The following is a 15,876-nucleotide window of genomic DNA, read 5'->3' as shown; positions in this document are numbered from 1 at the left end:
TGTCCACTCCGTGCCGAGAGCGCCGGGAGCAGCCCCTCCGGTGAGCCCGCGCACCAGACCTCCGCCGAGAATCCGCGTGCACGCGCCGTCGCCGGCGAGTGCGTCACGGCGGAGAGGAGATCACGCGCGGACGATCTCCGACAGCTTGGCGTAGGTGTCTTCCCAACCGTGGACCGGGATCGAGTCGATGCCCAGTTCCATGACCGGACGGTCGTTGCCGCCCTCGTCCAGCCGGTCCCCGAAGAACAGGATGTCGTCGGTGGTCAGCTCCAGGATCTCCATCAGGCGCCTGGCCCCGTAGGCCTTGTCGATGCCCTTGGCGGTGATGTCGACGGAGGTGGATCCTCCGCTGCGGACCTCGAGGTCGGGCAGGCGCTCGGCGGTGTACGCGCGCAGGCTCTCCTTCTTGCGGCCGTCCGGATCCCACGCGGCCTTGGCGTCGACCGGTGCGGACTGACCGAGCGCGCTGAAGGTGATCTGGCTGCCGCGGTCCTCCAGGATGGGCCCCCAGGTCCGGCTCTCCCAGAGGCCGAGTTCTCGCGCCCCCTGCTCGACGACGGTGAGGGCCCGTGCCTTCTGGTCCTCCGACAGGTCCTCGGCGTAGACCGTCGCCCACTCGCCTGCCGGTTCGTCCCACCGCAGGTAACGGGTGCCGTTGGTGGGCATCAGGTGCAGGTTGCCGCGGTCGTCGAAGTCGCCGAGCCGGTCGAGGACCTGAGTGGAGAACTGGCCCATCTGGCCGCCGGAGATGATGCAGCCGAGGCTCTTGCCCAGCATCTCCCGGAACAGCTCGACCATCTCGTCGCTCATGGCGGTCTTCGACGGGGCCAGGGTGTCGTCGAGGTCGAACATCACGAGCCGGTAGGTCTTGCCGTTGCGGTTGAGTCCTTCTGCCATGCCGGACAGCTTAGCCAGCGATCACCCAGCCGAAGGCCGCGGCCTTCGAGCGGGCGCCCTGCGCGGCCTTCGACCGGGACTCCTCGCCCAGCTCGGTGAGCAGCTCCTCGCCCGCGGTCACCAGCGTCCCGAACACCTCGGGCGTCAGATACGCGGGTCTCGTCGCGAACAGGAGGTCTTCGGTGGCGGTGTTGCCGCTCGCGCCCGGCGCGAACGGACAGCCGCCGAGGCCGCCGAGCGCCCCGTCGACCATGCGCGCGCCGCCCTGTTCGGCGGCCAGGGAGTTCGCCACCCCCATGCCCCAGGTGTCATGCCCGTGAAACACCAGACGACGCTCCCCGGCGAGCGGTGCCACCGATGCGAACAGCCGCTCCACCTCACCCGGGGCCGCCTGCCCCAGCGTGTCGGCGAGCACCACGTCGTCGCTGCCCTCGGTGCGGGGGTCGTCGACGATCGCCCGCACCCGGTCGGGGTCGACGGGTCCGTCGAACGGGCAGGTGAACGCGGTCGCGAGGGTGAGCTGGATGCGGCCGCCGGCGGCGCGGACGATCTCCACCGCGGCCGGCATCGCCGCCAGACTGTCCTGCATGAGCCGCCCGATGTTCGCTTTGTTGTGCGCGTCGGAGACCGAGAAACAGTACTGAAGGTTCCGGGCCCCGGCGGCCACCGCCCGTTCGGCGTGCCGCGGTGTGGCGATCCAGATCCAGCAGCGCGCGAGCTCGGCGGGTGTGAGCGCGGCGACCACGTCGAGGGTGTCGGCCATCGGCGGGACCAGGTCGCCCCGCGCCATCGAGCCGATCTCCAGCTCCGGAATCCCGGCCGCCAGCAGCGTGCGGACCAGCGCGACCTTGCGGTCGGTGGGCAGCGGCTTTCCGGTCAGCTGCAGGCCGTCGCGCAGGGTCACGTCCCGCAGGACGAGCTCACTCATCGGCTGCGGCTTCGTCGGGCAGCAGGCGAGCGCGGATCTGGTCGGTGTGCTCGCCGATCTCCGGTCCCAGCGAGCGGATCGGCAGCGACCGGCCGCCCAGCACGGGCACGATCCCGGGGAAACCGACGCGGCTCGGGCCGTCGCCGCCCGCGTCGACGTCGAACTCCTGAATCATGTCGCGCGCCCGGTACTGGGGATCGGCGACGATGTCGGCCGCCGTGTAGATCGGCCCGGCGGGCACCGCGGCGGCATCCATCGCCGCCAGCACCTCCTCGCGGCTGCGGAGTGCAGTCCACGCACCGATCGCCTCGTCGATCTCGTCGCGACGCTCCCAGCGCCCGTCGTTGTCGGCCAGGCCGGGATCGGCGGCGAGGTCGGGGCGGCCGATGGCCTCCATGTAGCGCGGCCAGATGGCGTCGGCGTTGCCGGAGATCACCACCGAGCAACCGTCAGCGCAGACGTAGGCGTTCGACGGCGCGATGCCCTGCACACGCCCTCCGGTCCGTTCGCGCCGAACTCCGTACGCACCCAGATCCGGGACGAGGGACTCCATCATCGAGAAGATCGATTCGTGGAGGGCGACGTCGACGATCCGGTCGTCCAGCGGCAGCGGTTCGGACGACTCCGCGCGCCGGCGCAGGGCTGCGTAGAGCGACATCACCGCACCGAAGGCGCCGTAGAGGCCCGCGATCGAATCGCCGATGGACACCCCGGCCCGCACCGGCGGCCGATCCGGATCACCGACCAGTTCGCGGAATCCCCCGTAGGCCTCGGCGACCGCCGCGAAACCCGGCCGCTCCGAGTACGGTCCGGTCTGCCCGAACGCCGAGATCCGCACGAAGATCAAGTCCGGGTTGCCGACGCTCAGTTCCGCCGGTCCGAGACCCCACTTCTCCAGGGTTCCCGGGCGGAAATTCTCGACGACGACGTCGCACTGCGCGGCGAGCCGCCGGGCGTCGGCTCGGCCCTCGTCGGTACGCAGGTCCAGAACCATCGACTGCTTGTTCCTGTTGAGCGTGTGAAACAGCATGGAGGTCTGGCCCGCGTAGAGCCGCCAATTGCGGAGCTCGTCGCCGGTCTCGCGCTCGATCTTGATCACCTCGGCCCCGAAGTCGGCGAGGAGACGTCCGGCCGACGGCGCGGCGATGTAGTTGCCGAGTTCCAGGACGCGGACGCCTTCCAAGGGCAGCCGACCGGGGTCGGGTTCGGTCACCGGCCGACTCCCGGGTGGTCGGCGGCATCGGTGATTCCCAACGGCTGCAGGATGATCCGCACAGACGTCCCCTTGTCCGACCGCTTGGCCACCGCGGTGCCCGGTCGGTCGACGCCGTCGAGCCGAACCAGGATCGGCCCGGGCTCGGGATAGAAGTTCCGCCACCACGTCTTCTTGTCGGGCAGCGCGACGCCGACCACGATCTCGTCTTCGGCGCGCCGCCGGTAGTTGACCACCAGACGGAAGGTTTGTCCGCTGCGGCGCCCGGTGTAGGTGATCTCGGTCATCGACTTGCCGAGCAGCGAACCCAGTACCGGGACGTTCAGCAGCGGCGCCATCACCTTGTTCGCCTGTCGTGCGACGTTCTGAAAGGTGTTCACGCGCCCCACCTTAGTGCGTGCGAGGCCCCGGGAGCGGCCTCAGTCGTCGGTGCGGTCGGAGAACCCCCGGCTGCCGTTGAGGCCGAAGAGCGCGTCGACCATCCCGATGAACGCGTCCGCCGCGTCGACCGAAGAGAACTCGGCGATCTCTCGAGGGTCCCCGTCCGGGTTGAGCAGGCCGAGGACCTCGCCGTCGGTGCTGGGCACCGCCCACAGGCGGTCGGTGCCCGGTCCGGTGATCCGCACGATCGGATCGGGATCGTCGAGCACCGCCGTCGGCACCACCCACTCCACCCCCGGATGATCGGTGTCGACGCCGCTGCCGATTCCGTCGCCGCCGATCCTCAAGTGTTCGGGCATGCCCGTCATCTTGGTGACCAGATCGGCCGTGCGCCGCGCCGCCTCCTCGTCGAAGGCGGCTGCCAGCGAATCCCACTCGCCGTCTCCGGTCCGGTAGATCACGGCGAACTGTCCGTCGCTGCCGACCACCGCCATCTGTGCCCGGGTGTCGCCGGGCAGCACCGCACCCCACGCCCCGTAGATCTCCATGCCGTCGCTCACCCCGACGACGCTACCCCGCCGCGTTGATCCGGATCATGTTGCCGGCCGGATCGCGGAAGGCGCAGTCACGGGGACCCCACGGCTGCACGACCGGCTCCTGGAGCACCTCTGCGCCGCTGTCCGCGACTCGGGCGAACACCGCGTCCAGATCGCTCGCGGTGAAGATGTACGGACCCATCACGCCTTTGGCGACGAGCCGGTGCAGCGCTTCGGCGTCCTCGGGCGACCGGCCCGCACCGGGCTGCGACAACACGATGTTCCCGTCGGAGTCCGCCGGCCCCAGCGTGACCCAGCGCTCTTCGCCGTTCGGGACGTCGAGCTTCACCACCAATCCGAGCGCGTCCCGGTAGAAGCGGAGCGCGGCGTCCATGTCGTCGACGGTGATGGGGGTGGCAGAGAGGGTGATGTCGTTGCTCATGCGTCTCACGGTAGGCCCGCGCTGGGAAGCGTGCTTCTCCATTCCTGCTTCCCTCTCGACGGGAACGCGATCACCGGAACGGCATCGGCCGTGCCAGGACCTTGGTGATGCAGGACGGCAGCTGCTCCATGCCGGGATGTTCTCTCGCGCGATACGCCGACGGCGTCTCTCCCGCGATCCGGGTGAAGGTGCTGCTGAACGACCCCAACGAAGTGAACCCGACCGCCATGCACGCATCGGTGACGCTCGATCCAGCCCGGAGCATCGCCATCGCCCGCTCCACGCGGCGGGTGACGAGATAGCCGTACGGGGTCTCGCCGTAGGCCGTCTTGAACTCCCGGGAGAAGTGCGCCGTGGACATCAGCGCCCGGGCCGCCATCGCGGGCACATCGAGAGGTTGTGCGTAGTCGCGATCCATCAGGTCGCGCGCGCGTCGCAGATGTGCCAGCGTCTCCGGTGACTGCGGCATCAGGACGACTCGACGACTCGGCCGGCGACCACCGTCACCGGCCAGCTGACATGGCGATATTCGTTGCCCCACAACGGGTACAGGTCCTCCACGAGGCGGGCCACCAGATCGTGTGCGCCTTCCTTCTCCGCGCGACGCACCGCTGACCAGGTGGACAGGAAGCCGGCGAACTCGTCGAGAGTCCAGTCCCGCTCGATGTCGGGCACGGTGATCTCCACCGGTGCGAACGGAAAGTCGATGCCGGAGTAGCGCGTCTCGACGAGCCTGCGCTCGGGCTCCCAGTACGGCCCCAGCTCGTCGGCGTAGAAGCGCCGGAAACGAGGCTGCAGATCGGACTCGAGCTCGGCGGTTCCGTAGGTGATGAGTGCGACCACCGCACCGTCCGCCGCGATCCGTCGCACCTCCCGGTAGAACGCGGGGAGGTCCAACCAGTGTGCGGCCTGGGCCACCGTGATCAGATCCGCACACCGGTCGGGCAGTCCGGTCGCCTCCGCCTGCGCCACCCGGTATTCGATCGGCGGCCGCGGTGACGCGTGCGCCAGCTGGCCGGCGCTGACGTCCAGACCGTAGACCCGCTCGAAGTACTCTGCGAGCAGCGCGGTGAGGAGCCCGGTGCCGCAGCCGACGTCGACCGCGCACGCACGACTCGGTGCGGCGTCGGCGAGCATCCGCGCCAGCTTGGTCGGGTAGCTCGGCCGATGCCGCGCGTAGCCGTCCCCTCCCTCGCAGAACCAGTTCACGAACGTGAACTTACGCCGGTGCGAACGCCTTCGCTCGTCGAGGCGACTGTTCAGACCGCCGCGGCGAGCGCCTCCGACAGGTCGCCGCGCGGGTGCACGTGCACGTCGCCGAGACCGCGCCAATCCGCCATCACCTGCAGATCCGCGGCGAGCGCCTCGGCGACGCGGCCGGGCTCGACGTCGGGTTCGTGGTGCGCCGCCACCACGTGCAGCACCCCGGCCCGGCGGTCGGCTTTCAGATCGACGCGGGCGGCGAGGCGTTCGTCGAGGAGGTACGGCAGGACGTAGTAGCCGTGGACCCGTTTGTGAGCGGGAACGTAGATCTCGATGCGGTAATGGAACCCGAAGAGCCGTTCGGTGCGCGGGCGGAAGAACACCAGCGGGTCGAACGGCGAGAGCAGGGCCGAGCGCTGAACCCGGCGCGGCGCCCGGGCCGACGCGTGCAGATACGCGGGCTCCGCCCAGCCCGCGACCCGCGTCTCGGTGAGCGTGCCGTCGTCGATGAGGTCACCGAGCACGCCGCGGACCTGCGCGGTCTTCAACCGGTAGTAGTCCGCGAGGTCGGCCGCCGTCGCGATCCCGTGGGCGGCGCCGGCCCGTGCGACCAGCTCACGCACCGCGTCCGCTTCGGCGATGTCCGCCGCGCAACGCTCCGGTCCGAGGACCCGTTCGGCGAGGTCGTACGAGCGCGTGAAGTGCCGGTCGCGGACCGAGGCGAGTGCGCCCGCGTCGAAGAGCGCCTCGCAGACGTGCTTCACCTCGCCACGGTTCCACCAACTGCCCGCGGCCCCGGCCTCCCGGTCGATCCCGAGGCGGTCCTCGATCTGGCGCGGTGTCGACGCGCCGGTCTCGGCGATCACGGCGGTCACATCGTCGGCGAGAGGACCGTTGCGCCGCAGCACCTCCCGAGTATGCCGCCAGCGTCCCTCCGCGAACTGGCGTCTCCGCCAGCCGAACAGCGGCCAGTCGTCGATCGGAATGAGCGCCGCCTCGTGCGCCCAGTACTCGGCGAGCAGCGTCGGCGACCGCGCCGACGACTGCCAGGCGGCACGGTCCAGCAACTCGTCGTCGTACGGTCCGAGGCGACTGAAGGCAGGCAGATAGTGCGCGCGAGCGAGGATGTTCACTGAATCCATCTGCAGCAGCCGCGTGCGTCCGACGACCCGCTTCAAGTGCGCGCGCGTGGGGGCACCGGTGGGCGCAGGATCGGCGAATCCCTGTGCGGCCAGGGCGATCCGGCGGGCCGAGGCGAGCGATACTTCGCGAGTCACCTGGTGCCGTAGTCGATGCGGCGGTACTCGAGAAAGCGATACAGGGTGCCGGTGCGCGAGTGCTGCCAGTCCGTGGCCGACGCCTGTTCCCAGGTGTCGAGATCGATCTCCGGTGCGAACGCGTCCGCGCCGGTCACCAGCATGCCGATCTCGGTGACGTGCAGGCGGGAAGCATGCCGCAAGGCGGCGCGGTAGATCTCGCCGCCGCCGATCACCGCGGCGACGCGGCCGACCAGGTCGAGTGCGGCGTCCAGGTCGGGCGCGGTCTCGGCGCCGTCTGCGGTGAACGATCCCGACCGCGTCAGCACGATATTCCGCCGGCCCGGTAGCGGGCGGAAGCGATCGGGCAGCGAGTCCCACGTCTTGCGCCCCATGATCACCGCGCCGTCACCGGTGACCTCGCGGAAGTGCGCCAGGTCCTCCGGGACGGTCCACGGGATCGTGCCGCGGCGCCCGATGGCGCCGGCGCGATCCTGCGCCCAGATCAGAACGATGTCCATCGCTGCTCCCCTCTCCGCTGCCTCGTGCGCCGCAGTCCGGACTCAGACGGCGACCGGCGCCTTGATCGCCGGGTGCGACTCGTAGCCGACCACCCGCACGTCGTCGTACGAGTAGTCGAATATTGAATCCGCCTGCCGCAGTTCGAGTTTCGGGTACTGAAAGGCCTCGCGTGAGAGCTGCTCGCGGACCTGGTCGACGTGGTTGTCGTAGATGTGGCAGTCGCCGCCGGTCCACACGAAGTCGCCGACGTCGAGCCCCGCCTGCTGCGCCATCATATGCGTGAGGAGCGCGTACGAGGCGATGTTGAACGGAACGCCGAGGAACAGGTCGGCGCTGCGCTGGTACAGCTGGCAGCTGAGCTTGCCCTCGGCGACGTAGAACTGGAAGAAGGCGTGACACGGCGGCAGCGCCATCTGGCCGATCTCGCCGACGTTCCACGCCGACACGATGTTCCTGCGGGAGTCGGGATCGCTCTTGAGCAGCTCGAGCGCGGCCTGGATCTGGTCGACGTGCTCGCCCGACGGGGTGGGCCAACTGCGCCACTGCACGCCGTACACCGGTCCGAGATCACCGTCGTCGTCGGCCCATTCGTCCCAGATGGTGACGCCGTTCTCCTGCAGCCAGCGCACATTGGAGTCGCCGCGCAGGAACCACAGCAACTCGTACACGATCGACTTCAGATGCACCTTCTTGGTGGTGATCAGAGGGAAGCCCTCGGCGAGGTCGTACCGGAGTTGCGCGCCGAACAGGCTGCGCGTCCCGGTCCCAGTCCGGTCGGCTTTCGCGGTGCCCGTCGTCAGGACCTGCCGCAGCAGATCCTCGTACGGGGTGGGGACGGTCGCGCTCACAACCGGAGAGTCTACCGATCCGGCGGTCCCGACGAGACGCGGCGCGCGGCGGCTACGCGGGCAACCGCGCCTCGGCGGACCGGGGCCCGTCCTTGCCGCGCGGTGACGGTGGTGCTCAATAGGCCACGGTGAACCGGGAGCGACGGTGCGCCGGCTCTTCGATCTCGTCGACGACGGCCGCGGCCAGGTCGGCACCGGAGATGTTCGACTCGCCCTGGTCGTCGGCCACGAGGACGTCGCCGCCGATGCGGTAGACGCCGGTGGCCTCACCGGCCGCCCACGCGCCGAATCCCCCCGCCGGGCTGACGTAGAACCAGTCCAGCGCGGGATCGCTCGCGCGGAGGTCGTCGAGCACGCCGCCCATCTCGTCGGCTTCGGGCTTGACGGCGGCCGGGAACTCCGGCGTGTCGGCCACCTTCGGCCCTCCCGGGGCCACGAGCAGCGAGCCCGCCCCGCCGATCACGCCGAGGCGGACGCCCGCCGCCGCGGCTGCTCCGGCGAGCTTCTTCTCCAGTTCCCGGAGAACGCCGGCGCCCTCCAGCGCTCCGCGTGGCGACAGCGCCGACACGACGACGTCGGCACCGGCGACCGCCGTCGACAGCACCGCCGGATCGGCCAGGTCACCGGTGCGATACTCGACGCCGTCGACCGGGTTGTCCGGCAGCGACCTGCTGTACGACACCACCGAGTGCCCGCGCTGCGCGGCGACCGCGACCAGGTGGCCGCCCGCGTAACCGGTACCGCCGAGAACCGTGATGCGTGCCATGGAGAGTCTCCTTCTGTTCGTGCGCCGCGACCCGTTCGCGACGACCCGATGATCACTCTAGGAGAGTCGCTCTCTACTGGTAAGTAGGCACTTTGTGGTAACTTAGTCACTCGATCCGGAAGGAACCGCGATGACCGAGACCCCCTTGGCGCCGAATCCCTACGATCGCGCCTGCCCGACGCGCGAAGTGCTCGACCGTATCGGCGACAAGTGGACGGTCCTGATCATCGGCGCCCTCAGCGAGGGACCGCGCCGCTTCAACGACGTCGCGCGGCGGATCGACGGCATCTCGCAGAAGATGCTCACCCAGACCCTGCGCAGCCTGGAGCGAGACGGGCTGGTCAAGCGCACCCAGTATCTGGAGATCCCGCCGCGCGTCGAGTACGAACTCACCTCACTCGGCGAATCGCTCCGGACCCCGTTGCGCGCGCTCGAACTCTGGGCGGAGGCGCACATCGCCGAGATCCTCGACGCGCGCGCGACCGCCGGGTCCCCGAGGCCCTAACTCATCACCTGGGCGGCGACGGTCGCGCCGAGATTCCAGCAGGCCTCTAGTTCGTCCTTCGTCGGCTTGGCTGAGACCACGACGTCGTCGGCCGTCTTGACCCAGCCCAGGCCCCCTGCGATCGAGTGCACACTGCGCTGCGCGCCCTCGGTCCCCTGATTGCCATGCATGAACAGCCCGTACGGCCGGTCCCCCGTCTGGTCCAGACACGGGTAGTAGACGACGTCGAAGGCGTGTGACACTGCCGTCGAGATGGTGAACGACGGGAAGGTCGCCCGCGTCGCCTACACCGACCGCGACCGGGCACGTCGCGCTGCGCACCCTGCACGCCGTCGCACCCCCGCGCCATCCGCGAATCCGGCGACCACAGCGGCGCGGTGCCCCGGCTGATAGCGAACTGTTTGGGCTCGATCACTGGACTCGCGCACCAGCTCTACACCGACAGCGAGGTGTCCCATACCGACGTCGATAGGGCGCTGTTCCTGCCCGCCGACGACCCCGACGCGCGAGCGTTCGCGCTTGCCAACATCACGAGCGGTGCTACGCCGGGCACCTTCGGCATTACCCCAGCGGGCGTGCGGGCCTGAAGCTCGCCCTCCTCCGTGAACGTGAAGGGCCGATTGGCAGAGTTCGGCTAATCTCAGCGCGTGGACCCGCAACCCGAGAAGCTCGTTCCTGAGCAAGTTTTCACCCCCCGCACGCTCGTTACGCGCAAGATGTTCGAACGCCGAAACGAGCCAGATTCAGATGGCAACCCGGGCGTGCAGGACCGTCTCGTCGATGCCATCCGGGACCGTGGGGGCCAAGTCCTCATGTATGGCGACACCGGAGTCGGGAAGTCTTCGTTACTCAAGTATGTCGCCGAGGATTTGGAACTCAAGTTGGTGACTATCGAATGCACTGCCAACACGGACTACGCGGGAATGCTCGACGATGTCGTACGAAAACTGCTCGACGTCCGCGAGACTAAATTCACCAAACGTCGAAATTTCGAGGCAGGGGTATCTGCAGAGGGATCGGTCCCTTGGTTCACCAAACTCAGTGGCACAGTGAAGGGTGCGGTTGGTAGGGACACTGAGTATCAGGTTATAGAGAAGCCTGCTGTAGACGTAGTGACCGAACTGTTGTCCAAGTCGGGAATCTCGCTCCTCGTGCTGGACAATTTCCAAAACGTGCGTACCGAATCGACTCGTGAACTCGTCGCGCAGTTGTTGGAGCGTTTCTCCGATCGCGCCAGTGACGACTGGAATGAGCCGGATGCCAAGTGCGTAGTTATTGGCATATCCGAGGACGCGACAAGCCTGCTGGGATCTTCGCGCTCCTACCTCCGACGAACAGCTCAGATCGGCGTTCCGCGGATGCCGGATGACGAGATTCGTGCGCTTCTAGCGCGCGGGTTCGAGCTGCTGGGGATGGAAGTGCCGGACGGCATCATGAAGGACTTTGTGTTCTACAGTGACGGCTTCCCCTATTTCGCCCATCTCATTGGCCTAAATGTCGCAAGGGCAGCCCTACGGTCAGGTGATGAGGCTGTTGGTCGAGCGCAACTGATGGCGGCGCTGACAGAGGCCGCTCGGTCTGTGACGGCCAGCTATCAGGATCGGGTGCGGCTAGCGAAGGAAAGAAACGGAGATGTGCGTCCGCGAACACAGATCATGAAACTGCTGGCGAACGACTCTCGCCGTAGTTGGACCGGTAGCGAGATCCAGGACCTATGGGTCAGCAACATTGGCGGCCGCGACAACTTTGCTGCTATCCACGTTGCGTTAGGCAACTTGGTGACCGAGCAGTACGGAACGATCCTCAAGCGCACGGGAAAACAGGGCTCGTATCGCTACCGGTTCGCTGATCCACACATTCGTCCATTCTTGCGCATCACCGAGACCGACGAGACGTAGACGACACACTGCCCCCGGTGGGAGATCGGGCACCAGGGGCGGTGCAGAAGGTGACGATGGATGGCCTCGACACCCACCGGCGACGATACGGGCGGTGGGGGCAGCGACGACTACTGCGCGTCCCGCTCCTCGTAGCGGTCGAGCCGCCGCCGAGGCCGAAACGCGGCGTTCAGTTCCTCGTCACCGAGAATCGCATAATCGTTCTCGATCTGGCGCGCGATGCCCTTGTTGATCCGTGTCAGTGCCGCCTTGATCTCACACGGCGCGTCGGTCCGACACACGGTGCATTTGCGATCAGTGCCCTCAAGCATGTGATCGACCGAGTACCGGACCAGCACCTCGCGCCACCGATTGCGGGCTGCGTAGAGCAGCCTCAACCGCTGCTCAGGATCGTCCGAGGTCGGTGAACCCCCGCCCGCCTCCCACAGCGTGATCTCCTCGACGAGACCCTTGTCGAGATTGGTTAACGTCCGCTCAAACCTGCATGGCGCGGCCTCGTGACACTTTCCACACCTCCCGGTGCCGTCATTCGTGACGTGCTCCCGGGTCAGGTCGACGAGCGCTCTGCTCCACTTCTCAAGGGACGCCGCCATCCGCTCGATCTCGGCATCCACGTCGACCGCTGGCCTCGGGGGCGGCAACGGTTTGATCGGTCGCCGGGGCGTGGTCACGACCTTCTTTCGACGCTCGCGACGGATATGATCATCGCGGCGATCAACGCTCACGTGTCGCAGAAGCCTGAGTTGGACGGCGGCGGAAAGCACCGTGTCCCAGTCGCGCGCATTGACTTTCGATTTGGCGCGGGCGGTGAGATAGGCGTTTCGATCGAGGCCGTAATGGTGGCAGAACTCGCGAACGGTTCGACTTGGAAGCGGTTCATCGGACAAGGGGCATCCTCCTGGTGCGTCGCCGCGACCAAGACATCACCGACCCCAATGTGACCAACCCCCTGTTGCGGGGCGCAGGCCACCCTCTAGGCTGGGGCGGTATCGCCAAATACGCGTCGAGCCCTGTCGGAGTCCGCTCTGGCAGGGCCTCGGCGTCTCTGGGCAGACCCAGGTGAGCCTGCCGTTCACCATCGTAAGCGTCGGCTCCGACAACCTCCATCACGCCTGTGGATAACTCTGTGTTTCGCGCGAGTCCTGGGACTACCCCATCAGCCCGGCGGCGATGGTCGCGCCCAGCTCCCAGCACGCCTCCAGCACCGCCTTCTCCGGCTTGTTCGATGCGATGACGTACTCGGCGGCCTTCTCCCAGCCGAGCCCGGCGGTGATCCGGTCGACGGCGTTTTCCGCGCCCTCGGTCCCCTCGTTGCCGTGCAGGTACAACCCGAACGGTCGGCCCTGCGTCGAGTCGAGGATCTGGTAGTACGAGCAATCGAAGGCGTGCTTGAGAGCACCCGAAATCGACCCGAGGTTGGCCGGGCTGCCGAGCACGTACCCGTCCGCGTCGAGGAAGTCGCTCGTCGACACCGACAGCGCCGCGCGGCGCACCACCTCGACACCCTCGATCTCGGGATCGGTCGCACCGCTCACCACTGCCTCGAACATCGCCTGGCAGTGCGGCGAGGGCGTGTGGTGGACGATCAGCAGGCGCGCCATTGAGCTCCTCGGCTTCCCTCGATCAGGACTCGACGTTCAGGTTGCCAGACGCCTTCGCGGCGCGGTAGCCCTCCGACGCCCGGCGCATCAGGGCTCGGGCCCGCTTGCGATCACCGGCGTAGTCGTAGGCGCGTGCGATCCGGTAGCTGCTGATCCAGTCGGTCGGGTCCGCCTCCCATTCGACCTTCACCTGCTGGAAGAGCTCGTCGGCCGCGTCACGCTCCAGGCGGCCCGACGGGCGGCGCGGCAGGTCCGAGACGTCGAGGCTGCGGCCGGCCGCGGCCACCGCGGCGGACATCCGCTGATGTTCGATGCCCGACCGCAGCGTCTGCACGATGATCCAGACGCCGAGCACTGGAAGGATGAACACCGCGACGCCCAGGCCGACGCCGACCACACCGCCGGACTCGATCAGGCGGATCGCCGATCGACTGAGCAGCACCAGGTAGACGGCGATCGCGACGACCATGAACGCGATCATCGCCACGATCGGCCGGGCGTCCTTCTCCTCGGGTCTGCGTCGCGGAGCGCGTCGCTCGCTGTCGGTCACCGTCACAGGTCCATGAAGGCGTCGAGTCCGACGGTCAGACCCGGGTGGGCGCCGATCTCACGGACACCGAGCAGGACGCCCGGAACGAACGACGTCCGGTCGATCGAGTCGTGCCGGATGGTCAGGGTCTCACCCTGGGTACCGAACAGCACCTCCTGGTGGGCGACGAGTCCGGCCAGCCTGATCGAGTGCACGCGCACCCCGTCGACGTCGGCGCCGCGAGCGCCTTCCAGTCCGGTCGAGGTCGCGTCCGGGCTGGGCGCACAGCCGGCGTCGGCGCGCGCCGCGGCGATCAGCTGAGCGGTCCGGCCGGCGGTGCCCGACGGCGCATCCGCCTTGTGCGGATGGTGCAGTTCGATCACCTCGACGGAGTCGAAGTACTTCGCCGCCTGCTGCGCGAAGTGCATGGACAGGATGGCGCCGATCGCGAAGTTCGGCGCGATCAGCACAGCCGACTCCGGGTTCTCCGCCAGCCACCCGCGCACCTGGTCCAGACGCTCCTGCGTGAAACCGGTGGTCCCGACGACGGCGTGAATCCCGTTCTCCACCAAGAACTTCAGGTTGTCCATCACGACGTCGGGGTGAGTGAAGTCCACGACGACCTGCGTCCGCGAGTCGACGAAGTCGCTGAGCGAATCACCCTTGTCCACACCGACGGTGAACTCAGTGTCCGGTGCAGCGACGACGCCGCCGACGATCGCCTGCCCGACCTTGCCCCTGCTGCCCAGCACTCCGACCCGGATCGCACCGCTCATCTGTCCACCTCTAGTCGCTCGTTGGTCTTCACCAGAGTTTAGAGGTGCCGGGTCGCATGCGACGCGGTCAGGCCCGGCGCTTCGGCTGCGCCGGAAAGCGGTGCGCCCACGGCGCGGCCTCTTCGAGCTGTGCAGCGAGTCGCAGCAGGGCGCCGTCGGCGCCGAGCGAAGCGTTGAACTGCACACCGAGCGGCAGCCCGTCGTCGGTCCAGTACACCGGGACGCTGATCGCCGGCCGGCCGGTGAGGTTCGCCAGCTGCGTATAGGGCACCCACCCGAGGTTGTCGGTGATCATCTGGTCGATCAGCCCGCTGGCCAGGAGCAGCTTCCCGGCCCGGGCCTTGTGCGCCACCCGGGCGCCGATCTGCAACGGCACCGGAGTGTCGATCGATCCGACCTCGATCGGTATGCGGGCCAGCGTGGGCGTCAGGAAGAAGTCGAAGTCCTCGTAGAACCGCTCGATCGCGTGCGTGTACTGCACGATCTCGTCGAGCGCCCTGATCAGCTTCTCCGTGCCGTTGGCGCGCCCGAACTCGACCATCGCGACAGTGTCCGCCTCGAAGGCGAAATCGCTCGCTCCGGTGCGGGCCTTGATCTCGGCGACGTTTCCGCCGAGCCGGGCGAACCAGATCGTCAGGAAGGTCTCCGCGAGAGCCTTATCGTCGTACGGCGGCGCGACCTCGACCACCTCGTGCCCGAGGTCCCGCAGCAGCGCAGCGGTGGTCTCGACGGCCGCCACCGCCTCGGGTTCGGGAGTCTCGGTGATCGCCGAATGCGTCGAGTAGCCGATCCGCAGCGCGCCCGGTCTCCTCGTGATCACCTCGGTGAACCTCGTCTCCGGCACGGCACTGAGATAGTCGGCGTAGCGGTTGGCTCCCACGATCGCGTCGAGCATCCCGGCCGAGTCGCGCACCGACCGCGCCACGACGCCCTCCACCGCGATCCCGAAGCCCGACTCCCCCGTCTGCGGACCGTACGGGGTGAGTCCACGACTGGGCTTGAGTCCGACCAGGCCGGTGCAGGCCGCCGGAATCCGGATGGACCCTCCACCGTCGTTGGCGCCGGCCACCGGCACGATGCCGGCCGCGACGGCGGCGGCCGAACCGCCCGACGACCCGCCCGGTGTGCGGGAGGTGTCCCACGGGTTGCGGGTCGGTCCCCACAGCGCCGACTCGGTGACGCCCTTCGCACCGAGTTCCGGGGTGGCCGTCTTGCCCACGACCACCAGTCCGGCCTCCAGGAAACGGTCGGTGACGAGAGCGTTCTCGGTGGCGACGTCGTCAGCGAGCGCCCGGCAGCCGCCGGTCGTCGGATAGCCCTGGTACTCCTGCGAGAGATCTTTGAGCAGAAACGGGACTCCCGCGAACGGACCGGACAATTCGCCGGAGACCTGGGCGTCGGCCTCCGGCCCCGTCTCGATGACGACGGCGTTCAGGTCCGGATTCACCTCGCGCAGGCGTCGACGGGCCAGATCCAGCAGTTCGGCGGGCGTCACCTGCCCGTCCGCGACCAGCTCCGCGAGTCCCGTCGCGTCGTGACTCATGTATTCGTCGAGGTTCATCTGGACTCTCCTGT

The 15,876-nt window shown here is 68.3% G+C and carries 20 protein-coding genes and 1 pseudogene; 3 read left to right on the top strand and 18 right to left on the bottom strand.

Annotated features, from left to right (window positions below; translation table 11 throughout):
• Positions 1 to 120: 120 nt before the first annotated feature.
• From C6V83_RS09445 to C6V83_RS09390, 12 genes are all read right to left on the bottom strand, one after another.
• Entirely contained in the window at positions 121 to 897 is a 777-nt protein-coding gene (locus C6V83_RS09445) for an HAD-IIB family hydrolase (protein ID WP_105942193.1), read from the bottom strand.
• A gap of 10 nt (positions 898 to 907) precedes the next feature.
• Positions 908 to 1,825, bottom strand: coding sequence for a beta/alpha barrel domain-containing protein (locus tag C6V83_RS09440; RefSeq protein ID WP_105942192.1), 918 nt, complete (start codon positions 1,823 to 1,825; stop codon positions 908 to 910).
• Entirely contained in the window at positions 1,818 to 3,038 is a 1,221-nt protein-coding gene (locus C6V83_RS09435) for a CaiB/BaiF CoA transferase family protein (protein ID WP_105942191.1), read from the bottom strand. The genes C6V83_RS09440 and C6V83_RS09435 overlap by 8 nt, the downstream gene beginning before the upstream one ends.
• The gene (locus tag C6V83_RS09430; protein WP_105942190.1) at positions 3,035 to 3,418 is read right to left on the bottom strand and encodes a PNPOx family protein; all 384 of its coding nucleotides are present in this window, start codon (positions 3,416 to 3,418) and stop codon (positions 3,035 to 3,037) included. The genes C6V83_RS09435 and C6V83_RS09430 overlap by 4 nt, the downstream gene beginning before the upstream one ends.
• A 39-nt stretch (positions 3,419 to 3,457) precedes the next feature.
• Complete coding sequence (locus C6V83_RS09425; RefSeq protein ID WP_234353666.1) at positions 3,458 to 3,979, bottom strand: hypothetical protein; 522 nt, start codon at positions 3,977 to 3,979, stop codon at positions 3,458 to 3,460.
• A gap of 10 nt (positions 3,980 to 3,989) precedes the next feature.
• Positions 3,990 to 4,397 carry a VOC family protein gene (locus tag C6V83_RS09420; RefSeq protein ID WP_105942189.1) on the bottom strand — a complete coding sequence of 136 codons (408 nt, stop codon included), beginning with the start codon at positions 4,395 to 4,397 and terminating at the stop codon, positions 3,990 to 3,992.
• A gap of 70 nt (positions 4,398 to 4,467) precedes the next feature.
• The gene (locus C6V83_RS09415; RefSeq protein WP_199832479.1) at positions 4,468 to 4,866 is read right to left on the bottom strand and encodes a helix-turn-helix domain-containing protein; all 399 of its coding nucleotides are present in this window, start codon (positions 4,864 to 4,866) and stop codon (positions 4,468 to 4,470) included.
• Positions 4,866 to 5,606: a class I SAM-dependent methyltransferase gene (locus C6V83_RS09410; RefSeq protein WP_108702772.1), complete on the bottom strand. Its 741-nt coding sequence runs from the start codon at positions 5,604 to 5,606 to the stop codon at positions 4,866 to 4,868. Before C6V83_RS09410 ends, C6V83_RS09415 begins: the two co-directional genes overlap by 1 nt.
• A gap of 50 nt (positions 5,607 to 5,656) precedes the next feature.
• Positions 5,657 to 6,877 (bottom strand): winged helix-turn-helix domain-containing protein, encoded by a 1,221-nt coding sequence (locus tag C6V83_RS09405; protein WP_105942188.1) that lies wholly within the window; start codon positions 6,875 to 6,877, stop codon positions 5,657 to 5,659.
• Complete coding sequence (locus tag C6V83_RS09400) at positions 6,874 to 7,377, bottom strand: dihydrofolate reductase (RefSeq protein ID WP_105942187.1); 504 nt, start codon at positions 7,375 to 7,377, stop codon at positions 6,874 to 6,876. The genes C6V83_RS09405 and C6V83_RS09400 overlap by 4 nt, the downstream gene beginning before the upstream one ends.
• Positions 7,378 to 7,419: 42 nt before the next feature.
• Positions 7,420 to 8,226 (bottom strand): thymidylate synthase, encoded by an 807-nt coding sequence (locus C6V83_RS09395; RefSeq protein WP_105942186.1) that lies wholly within the window; start codon positions 8,224 to 8,226, stop codon positions 7,420 to 7,422.
• 115 nt (positions 8,227 to 8,341) lie between these two features.
• Positions 8,342 to 8,992 carry an NAD(P)-dependent oxidoreductase gene (locus C6V83_RS09390; protein ID WP_105942185.1) on the bottom strand — a complete coding sequence of 217 codons (651 nt, stop codon included), beginning with the start codon at positions 8,990 to 8,992 and terminating at the stop codon, positions 8,342 to 8,344.
• A gap of 130 nt (positions 8,993 to 9,122) precedes the next feature.
• Between C6V83_RS09390 and C6V83_RS09385 the strand changes: the two genes are divergently transcribed.
• Positions 9,123 to 9,497, top strand: a complete 375-nt coding sequence (locus tag C6V83_RS09385; RefSeq protein ID WP_105942184.1) for a winged helix-turn-helix transcriptional regulator — start codon at positions 9,123 to 9,125, stop codon at positions 9,495 to 9,497.
• Here the strand turns inward: C6V83_RS09385 and C6V83_RS09380 are convergent.
• Positions 9,494 to 9,751 (bottom strand): annotated as a pseudogene (locus tag C6V83_RS09380) (flavodoxin family protein); the annotation flags it as partial. The gene C6V83_RS09385 and the pseudogene C6V83_RS09380 overlap by 4 nt on opposite strands.
• A gap of 147 nt (positions 9,752 to 9,898) precedes the next feature.
• On the opposite strand from C6V83_RS09380, the gene C6V83_RS09375 reads away from it, so the two are divergent.
• Positions 9,899 to 10,084, top strand: coding sequence for a hypothetical protein (locus tag C6V83_RS09375; RefSeq protein WP_159067487.1), 186 nt, complete (start codon positions 9,899 to 9,901; stop codon positions 10,082 to 10,084).
• A 60-nt stretch (positions 10,085 to 10,144) separates the two neighbouring features.
• Positions 10,145 to 11,395, top strand: a complete 1,251-nt coding sequence (locus C6V83_RS09370) for an AAA family ATPase (RefSeq protein ID WP_105942182.1) — start codon at positions 10,145 to 10,147, stop codon at positions 11,393 to 11,395.
• Positions 11,396 to 11,505: 110 nt separating this feature from the next.
• Here C6V83_RS09370 and C6V83_RS18335 read toward each other — a convergent pair whose 3' ends face one another.
• The 5 genes from C6V83_RS18335 to C6V83_RS09345 all read right to left on the bottom strand — a co-directional run bounded on the left by C6V83_RS18335 (position 11,506) and on the right by C6V83_RS09345 (position 15,862).
• On the bottom strand, positions 11,506 to 12,282 hold the full coding sequence (locus tag C6V83_RS18335; protein WP_159067486.1) for a hypothetical protein: 777 nt from the start codon (positions 12,280 to 12,282) through the stop codon (positions 11,506 to 11,508).
• 261 nt (positions 12,283 to 12,543) lie between these two features.
• The gene (locus tag C6V83_RS09360) at positions 12,544 to 12,996 is read right to left on the bottom strand and encodes a flavodoxin family protein (protein WP_105942180.1); all 453 of its coding nucleotides are present in this window, start codon (positions 12,994 to 12,996) and stop codon (positions 12,544 to 12,546) included.
• A 22-nt stretch (positions 12,997 to 13,018) separates the two neighbouring features.
• The gene (locus C6V83_RS09355) at positions 13,019 to 13,477 is read right to left on the bottom strand and encodes a hypothetical protein (protein WP_234353979.1); all 459 of its coding nucleotides are present in this window, start codon (positions 13,475 to 13,477) and stop codon (positions 13,019 to 13,021) included.
• A 71-nt stretch (positions 13,478 to 13,548) separates the two neighbouring features.
• Positions 13,549 to 14,289, bottom strand: coding sequence for a 4-hydroxy-tetrahydrodipicolinate reductase (gene dapB, locus C6V83_RS09350; RefSeq protein ID WP_199832644.1), 741 nt, complete (start codon positions 14,287 to 14,289; stop codon positions 13,549 to 13,551).
• 79 nt (positions 14,290 to 14,368) lie between these two features.
• On the bottom strand, positions 14,369 to 15,862 hold the full coding sequence (locus C6V83_RS09345; RefSeq protein ID WP_105942177.1) for an amidase: 1,494 nt from the start codon (positions 15,860 to 15,862) through the stop codon (positions 14,369 to 14,371).
• Between the last annotated feature and the right edge of the window lie 14 nt (positions 15,863 to 15,876).

The organism is Gordonia iterans, from assembly GCF_002993285.1.
GTDB classification, from domain to species: Bacteria; Actinomycetota; Actinomycetes; order Mycobacteriales; family Mycobacteriaceae; genus Gordonia; species Gordonia iterans.
The sequence above is the reverse complement of the archived record's forward strand: the minus strand, read 5'-3'. Positions and strand labels throughout refer to the sequence as shown.